The sequence below is a fragment of the Streptomyces sp. C10-9-1 genome (assembly GCF_024497955.1).
Classification (GTDB): Bacteria; Actinomycetota; Actinomycetes; order Streptomycetales; family Streptomycetaceae; genus Streptomyces; species Streptomyces sanyensis.
Genome location: NZ_JANHKP010000006.1, coordinates 254,238 through 272,602, shown reverse-complemented (window position 1 = coordinate 272,602; position 18,365 = coordinate 254,238). Strand labels below are relative to the sequence as shown.

Sequence of the window (18,365 nt, the reverse complement as noted above, 5' to 3'; positions counted from 1 at the left end):
CGGCCCGGGGCCCCGTACCCCGGGCCGGGCGGGCGGCTCAGCCCCGGTGCAGCCGCACCTCGTAGGCCCGCACCGCCACCCCGTCCTCGTCCAGGCAGTGCCCGGTGGCGAGGTCGAAGCGCTGCTTGAGCAGCGGGGAGGCGACGAACGGGCGGCCCTCGGCGGTTCCGACCAGGCCCCGGGACAGCACCCGGGCGCCGGTGAACGGGTCGCGGTTGTCGATCGCGTACGGCACGCCGTCGCGGTCCAGGAACAGCGCGGCCTGCCGGCCGCCCGGCAGCAGGGCGGCCACGCCCCGGCCGGGGGTCAGCCGGGCCAGCGGGCACAGGGCCAGCCAGGCGCCGTCCAGCCGGAGCTGGAGCTCGGCGTCCGCGGGGGCGAGGGGCTTGTCGGGGGCGAGGGTCATCGCTGTGCGGTCCCTTCCAGGGCGTCGTCCAGGGGGCGGATGGTCAGCAGGGGCAGATCGGGCTTGACCTGGTCCCGCTCGGGCACGAAGCGCACCGTGGGGTCGGGCACGCCCGGCGCGTTGACGAAGGACACGAAGCGCATCAGCCGCTCGGGGTCGTCCAGCGTCTCGGCCCACTCGTCGCGGTAGCCCGCGACGTGGTCGGCCATCAGCGACTCCAGCTCCGCGCAGATCCCCAGGGAGTCGCGCACCACCACGTCGCGCACATGGTCCAGCCCGCCCTCGATCCGCTCCAGCCAGGCGGAGGTGCGCTCCAGGCGGTCGGCGGTGCGGATGTAGAACATCAGGAAGCGGTCGATCAGGCGGACCAGCTCCTCGTCCCCCAGGTCCTGGGCGAGGAGGTCGGCGTGGCGCGGGGTGGCCCCGCCGTTGCCGCCGACGTACAGGTTCCAGCCCTTGGCCGTGGCGATCACGCCGAAGTCCTTCGACTGCGCCTCGGCGCACTCGCGCTGGCAACCCGAGACGGCCGACTTGAGCTTGTGCGGGGAGCGCAGGCCCCGGTAGCGCAGCTCCAGGTCGATCGCCATGCGGACCGAGTCCTGCACCCCGTAGCGGCACCACGTCTCGCCCACGCAGGACTTCACCGTACGCAGCGCCTTGCCGTAGGCGTGCCCCGACTCGAAGCCCGCGTCCACCAGGCGCCCCCAGATCTGCGGGAGCTGGTCCACCCGGGCGCCGAACAGGTCGATCCGCTGCCCGCCCGTGATCTTGGTGTAGAGGCCGAACTCGCGGGCCACCTCGCCGATCACGATGAGCTTCTCCGGGGTGATCTCACCGCCCGGGATCCGCGGCACCACCGAGTAGGAGCCGTTGCGCTGGAGGTTCGCCAGGAAGTGGTCGTTGGTGTCCTGCAGGGCCGCCTGCTCGCCCTCCAGGACGTAGCCGCTGGCCCCGATCGTGGGCGCCAGCGAGGCGATGATGGACCCCACGGCGGGCTTGCAGACCTCGCAGCCGTTGCCCCCGCGGGCCGACTCGCGGCCGTAGCCGTCGAGCAGGCGCCGGTAGGAGGTCAGGCGCAGGGCGCGCACGATCTCGTACAGCTCCTGACGGGTCTGCCCGAAGCAGCCGCACAGGCCCGTGTCGATCTCGACACCGGACGCCTCCAGCTCCGCGTTGACCAGCTGCCCGAGGACCTTGACGCAGCTGCCGCACCCGGTGCCCGCCCTGGTGCACTTCTTGACCTCGGGGACGCTCGTGCAGCCGTGCTCGGCCACCGCCCCGCGGACGGCCCCCTTGGTGACGTTGTGGCAGGAGCACACCACGGCCTCGTCCGGCAGGGCGGCCGGGCCGAGCGCGGCGGGCGCACCCGCGCCCGCGGGAAGCACCAGCTGCTCGGCGGAGACGGGCGGCGTCGAACCGGTGAAGGCCCTCAGCGTGCCGTACTGCTCGGCGTCGCCGACCAGGATGCCGCCGAGCAGGGTCCCGTCGGCGCCGACGACGAGCTTCTTGTACAGCCCGGAGCGCGAGTCGGAGTAGACGACGTCGAGGCAGCCGCCGGTCGTCCCGTGCGCGTCGCCGAAGGAGGCCACGTCGACGCCCAGCAGCTTCAGCTTGGTGGACAGGTCGGCACCCGTGAAGGAGGCCGCCTCGCCCGCGAGCGCGGCCGCCGCGGTCTCGGCCATCTCGTATCCCGGCGCCACGAGCCCGTACACCCGGCCGTCGGCCGCCAGCGCGCACTCCCCGATCGCGAACACGTCGGGGTCGGAGGTGCGGCACTGCTCGTCGACGACGATGCCGCCCCGCTCTCCCACCGCGAGCCCCGCGTCCCGGGCGAGCTGGTCCCGGGGGCGCACACCCGCGGAGAAGACCACCAGGTCGGTGGCGAGCGCGGAGCCGTCCGAGAGGAGCATGGCCTCGACCGTGCCGGCGTCGCCGGCCGTGATCTCCTGGGTGCCCACGCCCGTGTGCACCTTCAGCCCCATGCCCTCGACGGTCCTCAGCAGCGCCGCGCCGCCGCCCTCGTCGACCTGCACGGGCATCAGCCGGGGGGCGAACTCCACGATGTGGGTCTCCAGCCCGAGCCCCTTCAGCGCCCCCGCCGCCTCCAGCCCCAGCAGGCCCCCGCCGACGACCGCCCCGACGCGGGCGCCCTTGGCGTACTCCTCGATCGCCAGCAGGTCCTCGATGGTGCGGTAGACGAAGCAGCCCCGGGTCGTGCTGCCGGGCACCGGCGGGACGAAGGGGTAGGAGCCGGTCGCCAGGACCAGGGTGTCGTAGGCGAGGACCTGCCCGTCCTCCGCGGCGACCGTGCGCGCGGCGGTGTCGATCGAGGCGACCGGGGTGCCCAGGCGCAGCTCGATGCCGTGGCGCTCCAGGAAGCCGTCCCCGACCATCGACAGGTCCTCGGGCGTGCTGCCGGAGAAGTACGAGGTGAGCCGGACGCGGTCGTAGGCCGGGCGGGGCTCCTCGCCGAAGACGACGATCCGCGCCCGCGCGGTGGTGCCGCCTTCGGCCAGCGCCTCGAGGAAGCGCTGGGCGACCATGCCGTGGCCGACGACCACGATCGTGGGGCGGTTCGCGGGGGTGGGCGTCGCGGGGGTCGCAGCCATCTCAGAGGCCTCCATCATCGGTGAGCAGGTGGAGCAGGGGGCGGGAGTCGGGCAGGGCCTCGTCGCCCTCCCAGGCGCGGGCGAGCGCGCCGACCGAGCCGAGATCGCCCAGCAGCACGCCGCCCACCAGCCGGTCGCCGCGCACCACGACCTTGCGGTAGGCCCCGCGGGTGGCGTCGGCGAGCTGGACGACGTCGTCCCCCGGCAGGGGCGAGGGGTCGCCGAAGGCGGCCAGGTCGAGCCCGCCCGCCCGGTGCGCGGACGCCAGGGTGAGCCGGGTCAGGGCGCGGGTCCCGGTGTAGCGCGGGGGCGCCGGGCCGTCGGCGGGTGCCGGGCCCGCCGCCCGTCCGGTGAGCAGGCGTGCCAGCACGTCGGCCTGCTCGACGGCCGGACCGGCCAGGCCGTGGACCAGGCCGCCGTGCTCGGCGCAGTCGCCGATCGCGTGGATGAGCGGGTCGGAGGTCCGCAGCTCGTCGTCGACGACGATGCCGCGGCGGACCTCCAGCCCGGCGTCCACCGCCAGTCCGACGCGGGGCCGGACGCCGCAGGCCAGCACGACCGCCTCGGCCTCCAGGGTGAAGCCGTCCGCGAGCACCACGGCGCGCACCGCGCCGTCATCGGAGGTCCGCAGCCCCCGGACCCGGCACTCGGTGTGCACCTCGATGCCCAGGGACTCCAGGTGCCCCCGGAGCAGCGCCGAGGCGGAGGCGTCGAGCTGCCGCTCCATCAGGCGCTCGCCCTGCTGGGCCAGCACCACGGTCGCGCCGCGGGCGGCCAGGGCGCGCGCCGCGCCGACCCCCAGCAGCCCGCCGCCGACCACGACCGCACGGGTGCCGGGGCCGGTGGCCGCGGCGAGGGCCGCGCAGTCGTCCAGGGTCCGGAAGGGGTGCACCCCTTCGGGGAGCCCGGGACCGATGCCGCGCAGCGGCGGCAGCACGGGGTTGGAGCCGGTGGCGAGGACCAGCCGGTCGTAGGGGAGGGGCGCGCCGTCCGAGAGGTGCACCAGCCGGCGGGCGCGGTCGATCGAGGTCGCCCGGACACCCCGGCGGACGGGGACCTCCGGCAGCGCGATCACCTCCGGCGCGTACCGGCCGGCCAGGACCTCGGCGAGCAGCACGCGGTTGTAGGGCGCGTGGTCCTCCTCGCCGACGACGGTGACGGCGGCCCCGGGCGCCAGCCGGCCCGCGAGCCGCGCGCCCGCCGTCCCGGCACCGATCACCACGATCTGCGAAGTCATGCGGAACAGCGTGCGTCGCGGGTGTTACCCGGCAGGTTCCCTTCTGTTTCCCGCGGGGAACCGTGCGCTCAGCGGAGGGGGCGGGCGGGTGTGAGGGGAGGGACCGGTACGGACCGGGGCGTACGCGGCGGCAGGCCGGGAGGGAACCTCAGAGCCCGCTCAAGTCCGCCCGGATCGTTGGACGGGCCACCTTTCCGCTCCGTAGGGTCACAGGAGTGCCCGACATATCACTGACCACACTGGTCTTCCTGTGTCTCGCGGCCGCTGTGGCCGGCTGGATCGACGCCGTCGTCGGAGGCGGCGGCCTGCTCCTCCTCCCCGCTCTCCTCCTCGGGCTGCCGGGGACCGGCGCGGCCCATGTGCTCGGCACCAACAAGGCCGTCGCCATCGTCGGAACGACCGGCGCCGCGGTCACCTACGTACGCAAGGCGCCGGTACAGGTCGGCCCCGCCGTCCGGATCGGCCTGGCGGCCCTGGCGGGATCCATGGGCGGTGCCTTCTTCGCCGCCGGGATCAGCAGCGAGGTGCTGCGCCCGGTGATCATGGTGGTGCTGCTCGCGGTGGCCGCCTTCGTCCTGCTGAAGCCGTCCTTCGGGACGGCGTCCCCGGAGGAGCGGCGGAAGGTCACCCGTACCCGGGCGGTCGCCGCCGTGGTGCTCGTCGGCGGGGGGATCGGCTTCTACGACGGCCTCTTCGGCCCCGGCACCGGGACCTTCCTGGTGCTGGCGCTCACCGCGGTGCTCCACCTGGACCTGGTGAGCGCCTCGGCCACCGCCAAGATCGTCAACGTGTGCACCAACGCGGGCGCGCTCGCGATGTTCGCCTACCAGGGCACCGTGCTGTGGCAGCTCGCCGCGCTGATGGCCGTGTTCAACCTGGCCGGCGCGATGATCGGCGCGCGGATGGCGCTGCGCAAGGGCAGCGAGTTCGTCCGCGGAGTGCTCCTGGTCGTCGTCTTCTCGCTGGTGGCCAAGCTCGGCTTCGACCAGTGGGCCTGAGGGGCCGCGGCCGTCCGGGCGCACGGCCCCGGCTGCCGGCCGGCGCGCCGTCCCGGGCGCCCGGCGGGGCCCTCACGCCCCGCCGGGCCCGCCCCGGACCCCGATCAGGTGCCCGAAGGCCACCACGTTGCCCCGGTACCCCGTCCTCGCCGAGAAGCCGCCCCCGCAGGTGATCACCCGCAGCTCGGCCCGTTCGCTCGGGCCGTACACCTTCTCGTCGGGGAAGCCCTCGGCCTCGTACACCTCGACCGCGTCGACGGTGAACACGGCGGTGCGGCCGTCCTCGCGGTCGACCTCGATCCGGTCGCCCTTCCGCAGGGCCCCCAGGGCGTAGAAGACCGCCGGGCCCTCCGCGTTGTCGACGTGCCCGGCCGTGATCGCCGTGCCCGCCGCGCCCGGTGCGGTGCCCTCGCGGAACCAGCCGGCCAGGTTGCCGTCCGCGGCGGGGGGCACCTCCAGCGCGCCGTCACCCGTCAGCCCCAGGCCCGTCACCGGTGCGTCGACGCCGATCCCGGGGATCCGCAGCCGCACCGGGTCGGACGGGGGCAGCGGGTCCGCCGCGGCCTCGGTGTACGCGTTCGGGCCCGCGGCGAAGGCCTCCGCGGCCGAGGGGATCGGCGGGGTGACGTCCTGCGAGCCGTTGCGGACCAGCCACAGTCCTGCGCACACGGCGAGTACCAGGGCCCAGGTCTTGGCCTTGGAGGTCATCGCGCTCCTCGGGGTCGGGCCGGGGGGGATCCGGACCGGGGGACTCCGGCCCCGGCGCGTCCGGGGCCGGCGGCGCCCCGCCCCCGCCGGTTCGGGACCGGGCGGGGGCGGGGGATCCGGCGGAGACGGGCGGACGAGCCGCCCCGTCACCCGCCCTGCGTGCCGCTCGCCCGGCGACGCAGGAGCAGGACTCCGCCGACGGCGGCCGCGGAGAGAACCGCCGCGCCCGCCGCGATCTGGGTGGTGTCCGGGCCGACGCTGCCGCCGACGCCCGTCTTCACGTGCCCGCTCGGCGTGTGGTGGCCGCGGACCGTCACGTCCCCGGTGGCCTCCTCGCCGTTCTTGCAGAGCACGCTGATGCCGTACGTCCCGGAGCGCGTGTGCCCGGGGACCGTGAACTCGCCCACCGCGAAATCCTTGTGGGTCCCGGGGCGCAGCTTGAACTCCCCGGCGCCCAGCGAGCCGGCGTCGCCCACGCCCCGGCCGTCCTTGCCGCACGCCCGGGTGCTGACCGTGACCGAGTCGCCCGGGGCGACGGTGCGCGGGTGGATCTCCAGGGAACCCGTGTCCCCGGCGTAGGACGCCTGGGCGCCCAGTCCTATCGAGGCGACGACCAGCGCGGAGCCGGTCAGGAGGCGGGCGGTGGTGCGCATGGGACCCTCCGGTGAGCGCGGGTGGTGCGGACTGCGTCTCCTTCGAGGGAAGAGTCCCGGCGGGCCGCCTGCCTGCTGATTCGGCGTCAGTTCTTCTCGTCCGCGGCTGCGTGTCGCACTGGACAGAGTGCATCACCGCAGGTCGGAGGCATCTTCGTACGGCGTGTCGACGGAGTGTGCGCACCGTGGCGAACGGGTGACGGGCGGTGACGCGCCCGGCTGTCCCCGCCCGTCCGTGCGGCGGCCCGGCCGCGCGGCGGGGTCCGGTCCGCGGGGTGCCGACCGCATCCCGGGGCATCGGTGCGTACGGTGGCCCGCGGAATCCACCGGAAACACCGACCCCGCAACCCCCCGGAGAGGACACCGCGATGGACCAGCCGCTGGCGGCCCCGCCCCTGCTGACCGTGACGACCACCACCGACAGCGCCGACAAGGCGCAGTCCCTGGCCCGGGGCGCCGTCGACGCGCGGCTCGCGGCGTGCGCGCAGATCTCCGCGCCGGTGACCTCCGTCTACCGCTGGCAGGGAGTGCCGGAGACCGCGACCGAGTGGCAGGTGCTCTTCAAGACGACCGCCGACCGCTACGACGCCCTGGAGGCACACCTGACCGAGGCCCACGACTACGACACCCCGGAGATCATCGCGACGCCCGTCGTCCGCGCCTCCGCCGCGTACACCGACTGGACGCGGTCGCAGACGACGGCCCCGGCGCCGTGACCGGAGGGCTCCCGTTCTTCGTCTACGGCACCCTCCGTCCGGGCGAACGCAACCACGGCCTCCTCCTGGCGGGCCGCACCTCGGCCGAGGAGGCCGCGGTGCTGCCCGGAGCGGTGCTCTACGAGGGGCCGGGCTACCCCTACGCGGTCGACGACCCGACGGGGGCGGGCCGGGTCGCGGGCGAGGCGGTCACCGCCGCCCCGGGGGAGCACGACCGCCTGCTGGCGGAGCTCGACCGGTTGGAGGAGTACCTGGCCCCCGGACACCCGCGCAACCTGTACGAGCGGGTGGTCCGGGAGGTGCGCCGGCCGGACGGCGGCACCCGGCCGGCCTGGGTGTACCTGGCCGCCGCGCGGGTCGCCCGCGCACTCGCGGCGCACGGGCGGACGGTCCCGGGCGGCGACTGGAGGTGCCGGACGCGCCCGCCGGCCTGAGCCGGGCGGGACGTCACCCCGGCGGGGAGCCCCCGTCCGGGCCCCCCTCCCGGAGCCCCTCCCGCACGGCCTCGACCCGTACCGCGCAGACCTTGAACTCGGGCATCCGCGAGGTGGGGTCCAGTGCCGGGTTGGTCACGGTGTTGGCCCGCCCGGAGCCCGGCCAGTGGAAGGGCATGAACACGGTGTCCGCCCTGATGCCCGCGGTCACCCGGGCGGGTCCCTCGGCCCGCCCGCGCCGCGACACCACCGCCACGGTCTCGCCCTCGGCCACCCGCAGCGCCTCGGCGAGACGCGGGTGCATCTCCACGAACGGCCCGGGCGCCGCCTTGTTCAGCTCCGCCACCCGGCGCGTCTGCGCCCCCGACTGGTACTGGGCCACGACCCGGCCCGTCGTCAGCAGCACCGGGTACTCCGCGTCGGGCTCCTCGGCGGCGGGCCGGTGGGTGACCGGCACGAACCGGGCACGCCCGTCCGGGGTGGCGAACCCGTCCAGGAACAGCCGGGGCGTGCCCGGGTGGACGCCCCCTCCGGCCTCCTCCCGCGCCGCGTCGCCGACGGGTTCGGGGCAGGGCCAGAACACGCCGCCCTCCTCCGTGATCCGGCGGTAGGTGATGCCCGAGTAGTCGGCGGGCCCGCCCGCCGAGGCCCTGCGCAGTTCCTCGAAGACCTCCTCCGGATCGGTGGGGAAGCCCTTCCCGTGGCCCAGCAGCTCCGCCAGGCCGTGCAGCACCTCCAGATCGCTGCGCACCCCCGGCGGCGGGGTGAGGGCGCGGCGGCGGAGCAGCACCCGCCCCTCCAGGCTGGTCGTGGTGCCCGTCTCCTCGGCCCACTGGGTCACCGGCAGCACGACGTCCGCCAGCGCGGCCGTCTCCGACAGCACCACGTCGGCCACCGCGAGGAAGTCCAGCGACCGCAGCCGCTCCTCCACATGGGCGGCACGCGGTGCGGAGACCACCGGGTTGGAGCCCATCAGCAGCAGCGACCGCACCGGGCCGCCGAGCGCGTCGAGCAGCTCGTAGGCGCTGCGCCCCGGGCCGGGGAGCGAGTCGGGTGCCACGCCCCACACCCGGGCGACGTGGGCGCGGGCCGCGGGGTCCTCCAGGCTGCGGTAGCCGGGCAGCTGGTCCGCCTTCTGCCCGTGCTCCCGGCCCCCCTGCCCGTTGCCCTGCCCCGTCAGGCAGCCGTACCCGGACAGCGGGCGCCCGGCGCGGCCGGTCGCCAGGCACAGGTTGATCCAGGCCCCGACCGTGTCGGTGCCCTTGGACTGCTGCTCGGGACCGCGGGCGGTGAGCACCATGCCGGTCGGCGCGTCGCAGAACATCGCGACGGCCTCGCGCAGCCGCGGCACCCCCACGCCGGTGATCCGCTCCACCCACTCGGGCCAGTGAGCCATCGCCGCGGCCCGCGCCTCGGGCCAGCCGCCGGTGCGCGAGGCGATGAACTCCTCGTCCGTGCGCCCCTCGGCGACGACCAGGTGCAGCATGCCGAGGGCGAGGGCGAGGTCGGTCCCCGGGCGCGGGGCCAGGTGCAGGTCCGCCTGCTCGGCGGTCCTGGTGCGGCGGGGGTCGACGACGATCAGCCTGCCGCCGTTCTCCCGCAGCTCGGTCAGGTAGCGCAGGGCGGGCGGCATGGTCTCCGCCAGGTTGGAGCCGACCAGGACGACGCACCCGGTCCGCGGGATGTCCTCCAGGGGGAAGGGGAGCCCCCGGTCCAGCCCGAAGGCCCGGTTGTGGGCGGCGGCGGCGGAGGACATGCAGAAGCGCCCGTTGTAGTCGATCTGCGAGGTGCCGAGCACCACACGGGCGAACTTGCCCAGCGTGTACGCCTTCTCGTTGGTCAGGCCGCCGCCGCCGAACACGCCCACCGCGTCGGGGCCGTGGTCCGTGCGGCTGCGGGCCAGGCCCTCGGCGGTGGCCCGCAGGGCCTCCTCCCAGGTGGCCGGTTCGAGCCGGCCGGTGGCGTGGGATCGGACCAGCGGCCCGGTCAGGCGCACCCGGGAGGAGAGCAGCGCGGGCGCCGTGCGGCCCTTGCCGCACAGCGCCCCCCGGTTGACGGGGAAGTCGGTGCGCTCGACCACCTCGACGGGCACCGCGCCCCGCTCGGTCCCCGCGGCGCCCGCCGGGACGCGGCGGAGGTTCATCCCGCACTGCAGGGCGCAGTAGGGGCAGTGGGTGGGGGTGGTGTCGTCGCGCATGGGCCCAGCGTGCAACGCCCGTGTTACGCGGGCGGGCGCCGCGCATTACGTCCGGGGTACACCGGCCTCCGCCTCCGGCCCGCCGGACGGTGAGGCCGCGGGCGCCGGGGCGCGGTCCGGCCGGCCGGGCCCCGGGCGGGCCGCGCCCGCGGCCCGGAGCGCCTCGCGGACCCCGGCCTCGCGGGGGCCGGGGAAGACCGGCTCGGGACGCAGCGCCGCGTCCAGCGAGGCCTTGCCCGCCGCGAGCAGTTCCCGGACGCTTCCGTAGTACCAGGTCGCGTCGCGCGGCTCGGGGACGCCCACACCGTGGGCGTCCACCCCCGCGGAGCGGCACAGGGCGACGGCCCGGCGGACGTGGAAGCCCTGGGTGACCAGCACCGCCCGGTCCACGCCGAAGACCTCCTTCGCGCGGACGCACGAGTCCCAGGTGTCGAAACCGGCGTAGTCGCTGACGATCCGTTCGTCCGGCACGCCCTGCCGGGTGAGGTAGGAGCGCATCGCCCCGGGCTCGTCGTAGTCGCTGCGGCTGTTGTCCCCGGTGACGAGGAGGACCTCCACCCGCCCCGTCCGGTACAGCCCGGCCGCGGTGTCCAGGCGGTGCGCCAGGTACGGCGAAGGGTGCCCGTCGCGCAGACCGGCGCCGAAGACGACGGCCACCGGCCGGGCGGGCGCCTCGGCCGCGGTGTGCACCCGCGCGTCCGCCCTCGCGTGCACCCAGGTGGCGGGGGCCAGGGCGAGGGCGCAGCCGAGCATCACCGCCTGCACCGCCCGCCGGCGCCCGCGGGTCCGCCCGCCGTGTCCCGGGGGCCCCGCGGGGTCCGGGCCGCTCTGCGTCGTCATGATCCCTCCCGCACAGGGGGACGCCCCGGGAGCCGAAACGGTTCATCCGGCGCCTCCCGCCCGCCCCGGCACCCGCGCCCCACCCCGCCGCACACCGTCGCGGCACCCTGCGTGAGCAGGGCGCAAACGCCCGTCACCCCTGCGCAACACCCCGGCAACCTGCGGGCGGCACCATCGGTCCATGACGGTGCAGGAACACCTTCCTGAGTCCCCGCCCCCTCCCGCCGGGACACCCGGCCCGCACCCCGCGCAACGCGGCGCGCCGGCCGCCCCCGGAACGGACCCCGGTCCCGGTGACCCGCCCGGTGCCGCCGGTTCCCCCGCGGCCGAGTTCACCACCACCGCGTACCTCCTCACCCGCATCACGGCCCAGCTCGGAGCCCAGCTGAGCCGCGTCCGACCGAACGGAAGCCGCCGCCCATGCCCCCAGCACCCCGCCGGCCCGCCCTTGTCGCCGTAGCCCACGGCAGCCGCGACCCCCGCGCGCTCGGCACCGTGCGCGGGCTCCTCGACCTGGTCCGCGAACTCCGGCCCGGACTGGACGTCCGCCTCGGCCACATCGAGCTGAACGCCCCGCTCCTGCCCGAAGCCCTCACCGGGCTGGACGGCGCCCCCGGGGTGCTGGTGCCCCTGCTCCTCGGGCGCGGCCACCACGTCAAGCACGACCTGCCGCGCGCCGCCGCCGCGGCGACCGCCCCCCTGCGGATCGCCGCCCCCCTCGGGCCGCACCCGCTCCTGGTGGAGGCGCTGTGCGCACGGCTGGCCGAGGCGGGCTGGTCGGACCGGGAGACCGGCAGCCGCGGGGCCGCCGTGGTCCTGGCCTCCGCGGGTTCGCGCGACCCCGACTCCGCGGCCGACGCCCGCCGCACGGCCGGGCTGCTCGCCGAGCGGCTGGGGGTGCCCGTCGTCGCCGCCTACGCCTCCACCCCCGCCCCCGGCGTGCCCGCCGCCGTGCGCGCGCTCGCCGCCCGCGGGCGCCACCGGATCGCCCTCGCGTCGCACTTCACCGCCCCCGGCCTCTTCGCCACCCGCTGCGCCGCCGACGCGCCCTGGATCGCGGCCGAGCCGCTCGGCGCCCACCCCGCCCTCGCCCGCCTGCTGCTGCGCCGCTACGACGAGGCCCTCGCCCGCCCGGACCACGCCGGGAGCGTCCGGGGGACGGAACTCGTCGCGGCCTGAGCGGCTGCCGCGGTGCCCCGTGCCGCTGCGGGCGGCTACCGTCGGACGCATGGACGGCACTGGCACCACCGGCACCGAAGGCACCACCTGGCCCCACGACCGCGGCCGCGAGCTCTACCCGCCCCATGCGCCGGGGGCGGTGTGGCCCCACGACCCCGAGGCACCGGCTCTCGGCTCCGGCGCCCACCCGGGGGCCGGGCCCTACGACGACGCCTCCGCCGAGCGCTTCGCCCCCGAACCGGACAAGCGCCCCGGCCGCACCGCCTTCCAGCGCGACCGGGCCCGCGTGCTGCACTCCTCGGCGCTGCGCCGCCTCGCCGGGAAGACGCAGGTCGTCACCCCCGGCACCCGCGGGCACACCTGGGACGCCAGCCCCCGCACCCGGCTGACCCACTCGCTGGAGTGCGCCCAGATCGGCCGCGAACTGGGCGCCGCCCTCGGCTGCGACCCCGACCTGGTGGAGGCGGCCTGCCTCGCCCACGACCTCGGGCACCCGCCCTTCGGGCACAACGGGGAGCAGGCGCTCGACGAGTTCGCCGCGGACTGCGGCGGCTTCGAGGGCAACGCGCAGTCCCTGCGCCTGCTCACCCGGATCGAGCCCAAGCGCTTCGCCCCCGCCCCGGGCACCGGCGAGGCCGTCAGCGTGGGCCTGAACCTCACCCGCGCCGCCCTGGACGCCGCGACCAAGTACCCCTGGCCGCGCGGTGGCAACCCCGCCGACCCGTCCTCGGCCAAGTTCGGCGTCTACGAGGACGACCTGCCGGTCTTCGCCTGGCTGCGGCGCGGGGCACCGGAGCACCGCACCTGCTTCGAGGCGCAGGTGATGGACTGGTCGGACGACGTGGCGTACTCGGTGCACGACTTCGAGGACGGCCTCCACGCCGGGCACATCGACCCCGACCGCCTGCGGTCACCGGCCGAGCGGGAGTCCGTGTGGTCGGTCGCCGTCGGCCGCTACGTCCCCCGCGGCACCGACCCGGCCGAGCTGGACGAGGCGCTGGACCGGCTCACCGGCCAGCCGTGGTGGCCGCACCACTACGACGGCTCCGCACCCGCCCAGGCCATGCTGAAGGACGCCACCAGCCAGCTCATCGGCCGCTTCGCCCTCGCGGCCGAGCGGGCCACGCGGGAGGCGTACGGCGGCGGCCGGCTGACCCGCTACGGCGCCGAGCTGGTCGTCCCCCGGGCCACCCGCGCCGAGTGCGCCGTGCTCAAGGCCGTGGCCGACCGCTATGTGATGCAGCGCGCCGAGCAGGAGGAACTCCGCGCCGACCAGCGGGTGGTCCTCACCGAACTCGCCGGGGCCCTCGCCGCCGGCGCGCCCGAGGGCCTGGAGCCGCAGTTCCGCGCCCTGTTCGACGCGGCGCCCGACGACCGTGCCCGCAAGCGGGTGGTGGTCGACCAGATCGCGTCCCTCACCGACGCCTCGGCCCGTACGCTCCACGCCGGACTGCCCTCCCGCGGCTGACGACCCGCCGCTGACGGCCGGCACGGCACTCAGCGACTACGGTGATCGTTCGTGTGTCGTCGGGCAGGGCACCGAAGAGAGGGCATCCCCAGGAGAGGGCATCCCCTCTTCCGCCATCACGCTCAGTGCGGGACGCTCGCTGATGGCCGAGCAGCGCTGGGAATCAGAGGAGGCATCACGTGGTCGACGCAGATAGGACCTTCGTCATCGTCGGCGGTGGACTGGCCGGGGCCAAGGCCGCCGAGACGCTTCGCGCCGAGGGGTTCACCGGGCGAGTGATCCTCGTCGGCGACGAGCGCGACCGCCCCTACGAGCGTCCCCCGCTGTCGAAGGGGCTCCTGACCGGCAAGGAGGAGCGCGACGGCGTCTTCGTCCACGAGCCCGCGTGGTACGCCCGAGCGGACGTCGAGCTGCACCTCGGCCAGACGGCGGTCTCCATCGACCGGGCGGCGAAGGCGGTCCGCCTCGGCGACGGGTCCGTCCTCCACTACGACAAGCTGCTGATCGCCACGGGGGCCGAGCCCCGCCGCCTCGACATCCCCGGCACCGACCTGGCGGGCGTCCACCATCTGCGGCGCCTCTCCCACGCCGACCGCCTGCGCCGGGTGCTGGGGGCCCTCGGCCGGGACAACGGCCACCTCGTCATCGCGGGGGCCGGCTGGATCGGCCTGGAGGTGGCGGCCGCCGCCCGCGGATACGGTGCCGAGGTCACCGTCGTCGAGCCGGAGGCCACCCCGCTGCAGCGGGTCGTCGGCCCGGAGCTCGGCCAGGTCTTCGCCGACCTCCACAGCGAGCACGGCGTCCGCTTCCACTTCGGCGCCCGCCTCACCGAGATCACCGGCCAGGACGGGATGGTCCTCGCGGCCCGCACCGACGACGGCGAGGAGCACCCCGCCCACGAGGTGCTGGCCGCCATCGGCGCCGCCCCCCGCACGGCGCTCGCCGAGGGCGCCGGGCTGGAACTCGCCGACCGGGCGCACGGCGGCGGGATCGCCGTCGACGCCGCCCTGCGCACCTCGGACCCCGACATCTACGCGGCCGGCGACGTCGCCGCGCAGCGGCACCCCCTGGTCGGGGAGCGCTTCCGCGTCGAGCACTGGGCCAACGCCCTGAACGGCGGGCCCGCCGCGGCCCGGGCCATGCTCGGCCGGGAGGTCTCCTACGACCGGGTCCCCTACTTCTTCTCCGACCAGTACGACGTGGGCCTGGAGTACTCGGGCTGGGCGCCCCCCGGCTCCTACGACCAGGTGGTCCTCCGCGGGGACGTCGGCAAGCGGGAGTTCATCGCCTTCTGGCTCGACGGGGGCCGCGTCCTCGCCGGGATGAACGTGAACGTGTGGGATGTCACCGAGCCGATCCAGCGCATGATCCGGTCCGGGGCCCGGGTGGACGCCCAGGCGCTGGGCGACCCGGGTGTGCCGCTCGCCGACCTGGCCGGCTGAGCACCCGGCCGCGGAGGGCACACGGCGGCGGAGACCGTCGGTGCTCCCCCGTAGAATTCACGCGTGGCAGGCAGGATCAACGATGACGACGTGAAGGCGGTCCGGGACGCGGTCCCGATCGACGCCGTCGTGTCCGAGTACCTCCAGCTGCGCAGCGCCGGCGGCGGCAATCTCAAGGGCCTGTGCCCCTTCCACGACGAGAAGTCACCCTCCTTCCAGGTCAGCCCCAGCAAGGGCCTGTTCCACTGCTTCGGCTGCCAGGAGGGCGGCGACACGATCGCCTTCGTGATGAAGATCGACCACCTCTCGTTCTCCGAGACGGTGGAGCGCCTCGCCGCCCAGGCGGGCATCACCCTGCGCTACGAGGAGGGCGGCTACAACCCCTCCCACCAGCGCGGGGAGCGGATCCGGCTGGTCGAGGCGCACCGCGTCGCCGCCACCTTCTACACGGAGCAGCTCGACTCCCCGGAGGCGGAGATCGGCCGCAGGTTCCTGGCCGAGCGCGGCTTCGACCAGTCCGCCGCCGAGCACTTCGGCATCGGCTACAGCCCGGCCGGCTGGGACCACCTCACCCGGTACCTGCGCGGAAAGGGCTTCACCGACAAGGAGCTGCTCCTCTCCGGCCTCTCCCAGGAGGGCCGCCGGGGCCCGATCGACCGCTTCCGTGGCCGCCTGATGTGGCCGATCCGGGACATCACCGGCGAGGTCGTCGGCTTCGGCGCCCGCAAGCTCCGCGAGGACGACAACGGCCCCAAGTACCTCAACACCCCCGAGACCGCGATCTACCGGAAGTCGCAGGTGCTCTACGGGATCGACCTCGCCAAGAAGGAGATCGCCCGCACCAGCCGCGCCGTCGTCGTCGAGGGGTACACCGACGTCATGGCCTGCCATCTCGCCGGGGTCACCACCGCCATCGCGACCTGCGGCACCGCCTTCGGCGGGGACCACATCAAGATCCTCCGCCGCCTGCTCATGGACAACGCCACCGCGGAGGTGATCTTCACCTTCGACGGTGACGCGGCGGGTCAGAAGGCCGCGCTGCGCGCCTTCGAGGACGACCAGAAGTTCGCCGCCGAGACCTCCATCGCGATCACGCCCGGCGGCATGGACCCGTGCGAGCTGCGCCTGGCCGAGGGCGACGCGGCCGTGCAGAAGCTGGTCGACACGCGCACCCCGCTCTTCGAGTTCGCCCTCCGGCACACGGTCGCCCGCCACAACCTGGAGACCCCGGCCGGGCGCGCGGCCGCGCTCGACGAGGCCGCCCCTATCGTCGCGGGCATCAAGAACGTGGCCATCCAGCACGAGTCCGCCGTCCAGCTCGCGGGCATCCTGGGCATCCTGGACACCCAGTTCGTCGTGAAGCGGGTGGCGCAGCTGGCCCGCTGGGCCCGTGAGCGCGGACGGCAGGGCGGCGGCCCGCCGTCCGGGCCGCCCCGCGCGGGAGGCCGCGAGGAGTTCGCCCCCGCCGCCCCCCGCTCCGGCGGCGCGGCGCTCCATCTGCGCAACCCCGTCCACACCACCGAGCGCGAGCTGCTGAAGCTGGCCCTCCAGCACCCCGAGCTGGTCTCCCCGGCGTTCGACGCCTACGGCGCGGACGAGTTCACCGCCGCCCCCTACGCCGCCGTCCGCCAGGCGATCATGGAGGCGGGCGGCGCCGAGCGCGGCGTCGCCGACCCCCAGGCGTACCTGGTCGCCGTCCGCGAGGCCGCCCCCGACGACCGGGTGCGCGCCATGGTCACCGAACTCGCGGTCGAGGCAATCCTGCGTCGGACGGTCGACGAGATCTACGCGGGCGAGCAGCTGGTGGCGGTCCGCCTGCGCGCCGTCGACCGCCGGGTGCGCGACATCCAGGGCCAGCTGTCCCGCCTCGGTACCACCGCCGACCCGGAGCACTACGCGGCCGTCGCGGGCGACCTCTGGGTGCTCCAGCAGTACGGCCAGGCCCTGCGCAACCAGGGCGCCGCGGCCCTGTAGGACCGCTCCTCCCGTCCGGGCGGCGCCCTGCGCGCCCGACGGCGTCGCCGGTCCCCGGCGCGGCCCGCTGCGCACCGCCTCCCTCGCCGTGCGACCGCACGCACCGGACACCGGGGCCCGCCCTCCGGGTGCGACGCCCTGTGCCGGACAGGCCCCGGCCCGGTCGCCACCCCGCGGGACCGCCGGCTCAGGCGCCCGCTCCGGACGCCCGACGATCCCGCCAGACCGGCACACAAGGGGGCATCCGCGTAACCGTCCGGTCACAACGGGTTCCAGAAAGTGCCCGCACGCCCCTCGTGGCGGCGATGTGCCGTACCCCACACTGGGGGGCGGTGCCTGAGCCCTCGGAGCTGTCGAACGCCCCCGACCGGCAGCGATCACCCTGGAGGTCGCCCTCGTGCAGACCCGGACCCTGACCGAGACCGCGAACACGTCAGCGACGGCCCTCGCCGTCGCCCCGGTCGGACAGGTGCCCGGCCAGGGGCCGCCCGCCGGCCACCCCGAGGTGCTGCCGGAACGGCTCCCCGGCGGGCCGCCGGAGGAGACCCGCCCGCCCGGGCCGCCCCGCAGGGCCGAACCCTCCGGCCCCTCGTCCGACCTGTTCCGCCAGTACCTGCGCGAGATAGGGCGCATACCGCTGCTCAGCGCGGAGGAGGAGGTCGAACTCGCCCGGCGCGTCGAGGCGGGCCTGTTCGCCGAGGAGCGGCTGGCCCGAACCGACCCCGACTCCCGCCTCGCCGCGGACCTGGACCGCCTGGTCGTCATGGGCCGCCTCGCCAAGCGGCGCCTGATCGAGGCCAACCTGCGGCTCGTGGTCTCCGTCGCCAAGCGCTACGTGGGCCGCGGCCTGACCATGCTCGACCTCGTCCAGGAGGGCAACCTCGGGCTGATCCGGGCGGTGGAGAAGTTCGACTACGCCCGCGGCTACAAGTTCTCCACCTACGCCACGTGGTGGATACGCCAGGCGATGTCCCGTGCGCTGGCGGACCAGGCGCGCACCATCCGGGTGCCCGTCCACGTGGTCGAGCTGATCAACCGGGTCGTCCGCGTCCAGCGGGGGATGCTCCAGGAGCTGGGCTACGAGCCCACGCCCGAGGAGGTCGCGGCCCGGCTGGACCTGCCGGTCGAGCGCGTGGGCGAGGTGCTGCGGCTCGCCCAGGAGCCCATCTCGCTGCACACCCCCGTCGGCGAGGAGGAGGACGTGGCCCTCGGCGACCTCATCGAGGACGGCGACGCCGCCTCGCCCGTGGAGTCGGCGGCCTTCCTGCTGCTGCGCGAGCACCTGGAGGCTGTGCTGTCCACGCTCGGGGAGCGGGAGCGCAAGGTGGTCCAGCTCCGGTACGGACTGGTCGACGGCAGACCCCGCACCCTGGAGGAGATCGGCAGGCTCTTCGGCGTGACCCGGGAGCGGATCCGCCAGATCGAGTCCAAGACCCTCGGCAGGCTCCGCGACCACGCCTTCGCCGACCAGCTCCGCGGCTACCTGGACTGAGCGGGCCGGCCC

Annotated in this window: 14 protein-coding genes and 1 pseudogene; 8 read left to right on the top strand and 7 right to left on the bottom strand. The window is 75.7% G+C overall.

Annotated elements, in window-relative coordinates; translation table 11 throughout:
• Nucleotides 1-37: 37 nt before the first annotated feature.
• The 3 genes from nirD to NPS70_RS10990 are packed head-to-tail and all read right to left on the bottom strand — an operon-like array spanning nt 38 to nt 4,252.
• Nucleotides 38-406, bottom strand: a complete 369-nt coding sequence (gene nirD / locus NPS70_RS11000) for a nitrite reductase small subunit NirD (protein WP_256523951.1) — start codon at nt 404-406, stop codon at nt 38-40.
• Nucleotides 403-3,015: a nitrite reductase large subunit NirB gene (nirB, locus tag NPS70_RS10995; RefSeq protein WP_256523950.1), complete on the bottom strand. Its 2,613-nt coding sequence runs from the start codon at nt 3,013-3,015 to the stop codon at nt 403-405. Before nirB ends, nirD begins: the two co-directional genes overlap by 4 nt.
• A gap of 1 nt (nt 3,016) precedes the next feature.
• Nucleotides 3,017-4,252: an NAD(P)/FAD-dependent oxidoreductase gene (locus tag NPS70_RS10990; protein WP_256523949.1), complete on the bottom strand. Its 1,236-nt coding sequence runs from the start codon at nt 4,250-4,252 to the stop codon at nt 3,017-3,019.
• A 215-nt stretch (nt 4,253-4,467) separates the two neighbouring features.
• Here NPS70_RS10990 and NPS70_RS10985 point away from each other — a divergent pair, with 215 nt between their 5' ends.
• Nucleotides 4,468-5,250 carry a TSUP family transporter gene (locus tag NPS70_RS10985; protein WP_256523948.1) on the top strand — a complete coding sequence of 261 codons (783 nt, stop codon included), beginning with the start codon at nt 4,468-4,470 and terminating at the stop codon, nt 5,248-5,250.
• 72 nt (nt 5,251-5,322) lie between these two features.
• Here NPS70_RS10985 and NPS70_RS10980 read toward each other — a convergent pair whose 3' ends face one another.
• The gene (locus NPS70_RS10980; RefSeq protein WP_256523947.1) at nt 5,323-5,958 is read right to left on the bottom strand and encodes a class F sortase; all 636 of its coding nucleotides are present in this window, start codon (nt 5,956-5,958) and stop codon (nt 5,323-5,325) included.
• Between the two features lie 146 nt (nt 5,959-6,104).
• Entirely contained in the window at nt 6,105-6,611 is a 507-nt protein-coding gene (locus tag NPS70_RS10975) for a hypothetical protein (RefSeq protein WP_256523946.1), read from the bottom strand.
• A 380-nt stretch (nt 6,612-6,991) separates the two neighbouring features.
• Here NPS70_RS10975 and cutA point away from each other — a divergent pair, with 380 nt between their 5' ends.
• Nucleotides 6,992-7,327: a divalent-cation tolerance protein CutA gene (cutA, locus tag NPS70_RS10970; protein WP_374211980.1), complete on the top strand. Its 336-nt coding sequence runs from the start codon at nt 6,992-6,994 to the stop codon at nt 7,325-7,327.
• Nucleotides 7,324-7,761 carry a gamma-glutamylcyclotransferase family protein gene (locus NPS70_RS10965; RefSeq protein ID WP_256523944.1) on the top strand — a complete coding sequence of 146 codons (438 nt, stop codon included), beginning with the start codon at nt 7,324-7,326 and terminating at the stop codon, nt 7,759-7,761. The genes cutA and NPS70_RS10965 overlap by 4 nt, the downstream gene beginning before the upstream one ends.
• Before the next feature lie 13 nt (nt 7,762-7,774).
• Here the strand turns inward: NPS70_RS10965 and NPS70_RS10960 are convergent, their stop codons facing one another.
• Together NPS70_RS10960 and NPS70_RS10955 are read right to left on the bottom strand one after the other, a co-directional pair.
• Nucleotides 7,775-9,958, bottom strand: coding sequence for a molybdopterin oxidoreductase family protein (locus NPS70_RS10960; protein ID WP_256523943.1), 2,184 nt, complete (start codon nt 9,956-9,958; stop codon nt 7,775-7,777).
• Between the two features lie 45 nt (nt 9,959-10,003).
• A complete protein-coding gene (locus NPS70_RS10955; RefSeq protein WP_256523942.1) occupies nt 10,004-10,798 on the bottom strand; it encodes a vancomycin high temperature exclusion protein in 795 nt (264 codons plus the stop codon).
• Nucleotides 10,799-10,979: 181 nt separating this feature from the next.
• Between NPS70_RS10955 and NPS70_RS10950 the strand changes: the two are divergent.
• From NPS70_RS10950 to NPS70_RS10930, 5 genes and pseudogenes are all read left to right on the top strand, one after another.
• A pseudogene (locus tag NPS70_RS10950) lies at nt 10,980-11,977 on the top strand (sirohydrochlorin chelatase).
• Between the two features lie 49 nt (nt 11,978-12,026).
• Nucleotides 12,027-13,445: a deoxyguanosinetriphosphate triphosphohydrolase gene (locus NPS70_RS10945; protein WP_256523940.1), complete on the top strand. Its 1,419-nt coding sequence runs from the start codon at nt 12,027-12,029 to the stop codon at nt 13,443-13,445.
• A gap of 179 nt (nt 13,446-13,624) precedes the next feature.
• A complete protein-coding gene (locus NPS70_RS10940) occupies nt 13,625-14,887 on the top strand; it encodes an FAD-dependent oxidoreductase (RefSeq protein ID WP_256523939.1) in 1,263 nt (420 codons plus the stop codon).
• A gap of 63 nt (nt 14,888-14,950) precedes the next feature.
• The gene (gene dnaG / locus NPS70_RS10935) at nt 14,951-16,861 is read left to right on the top strand and encodes a DNA primase (RefSeq protein ID WP_256523938.1); all 1,911 of its coding nucleotides are present in this window, start codon (nt 14,951-14,953) and stop codon (nt 16,859-16,861) included.
• 412 nt (nt 16,862-17,273) lie between these two features.
• Nucleotides 17,274-18,353 carry a sigma-70 family RNA polymerase sigma factor gene (locus tag NPS70_RS10930; protein ID WP_374211979.1) on the top strand — a complete coding sequence of 360 codons (1,080 nt, stop codon included), beginning with the start codon at nt 17,274-17,276 and terminating at the stop codon, nt 18,351-18,353.
• The last annotated feature ends 12 nt before the right edge of the window (nt 18,354-18,365 follow it).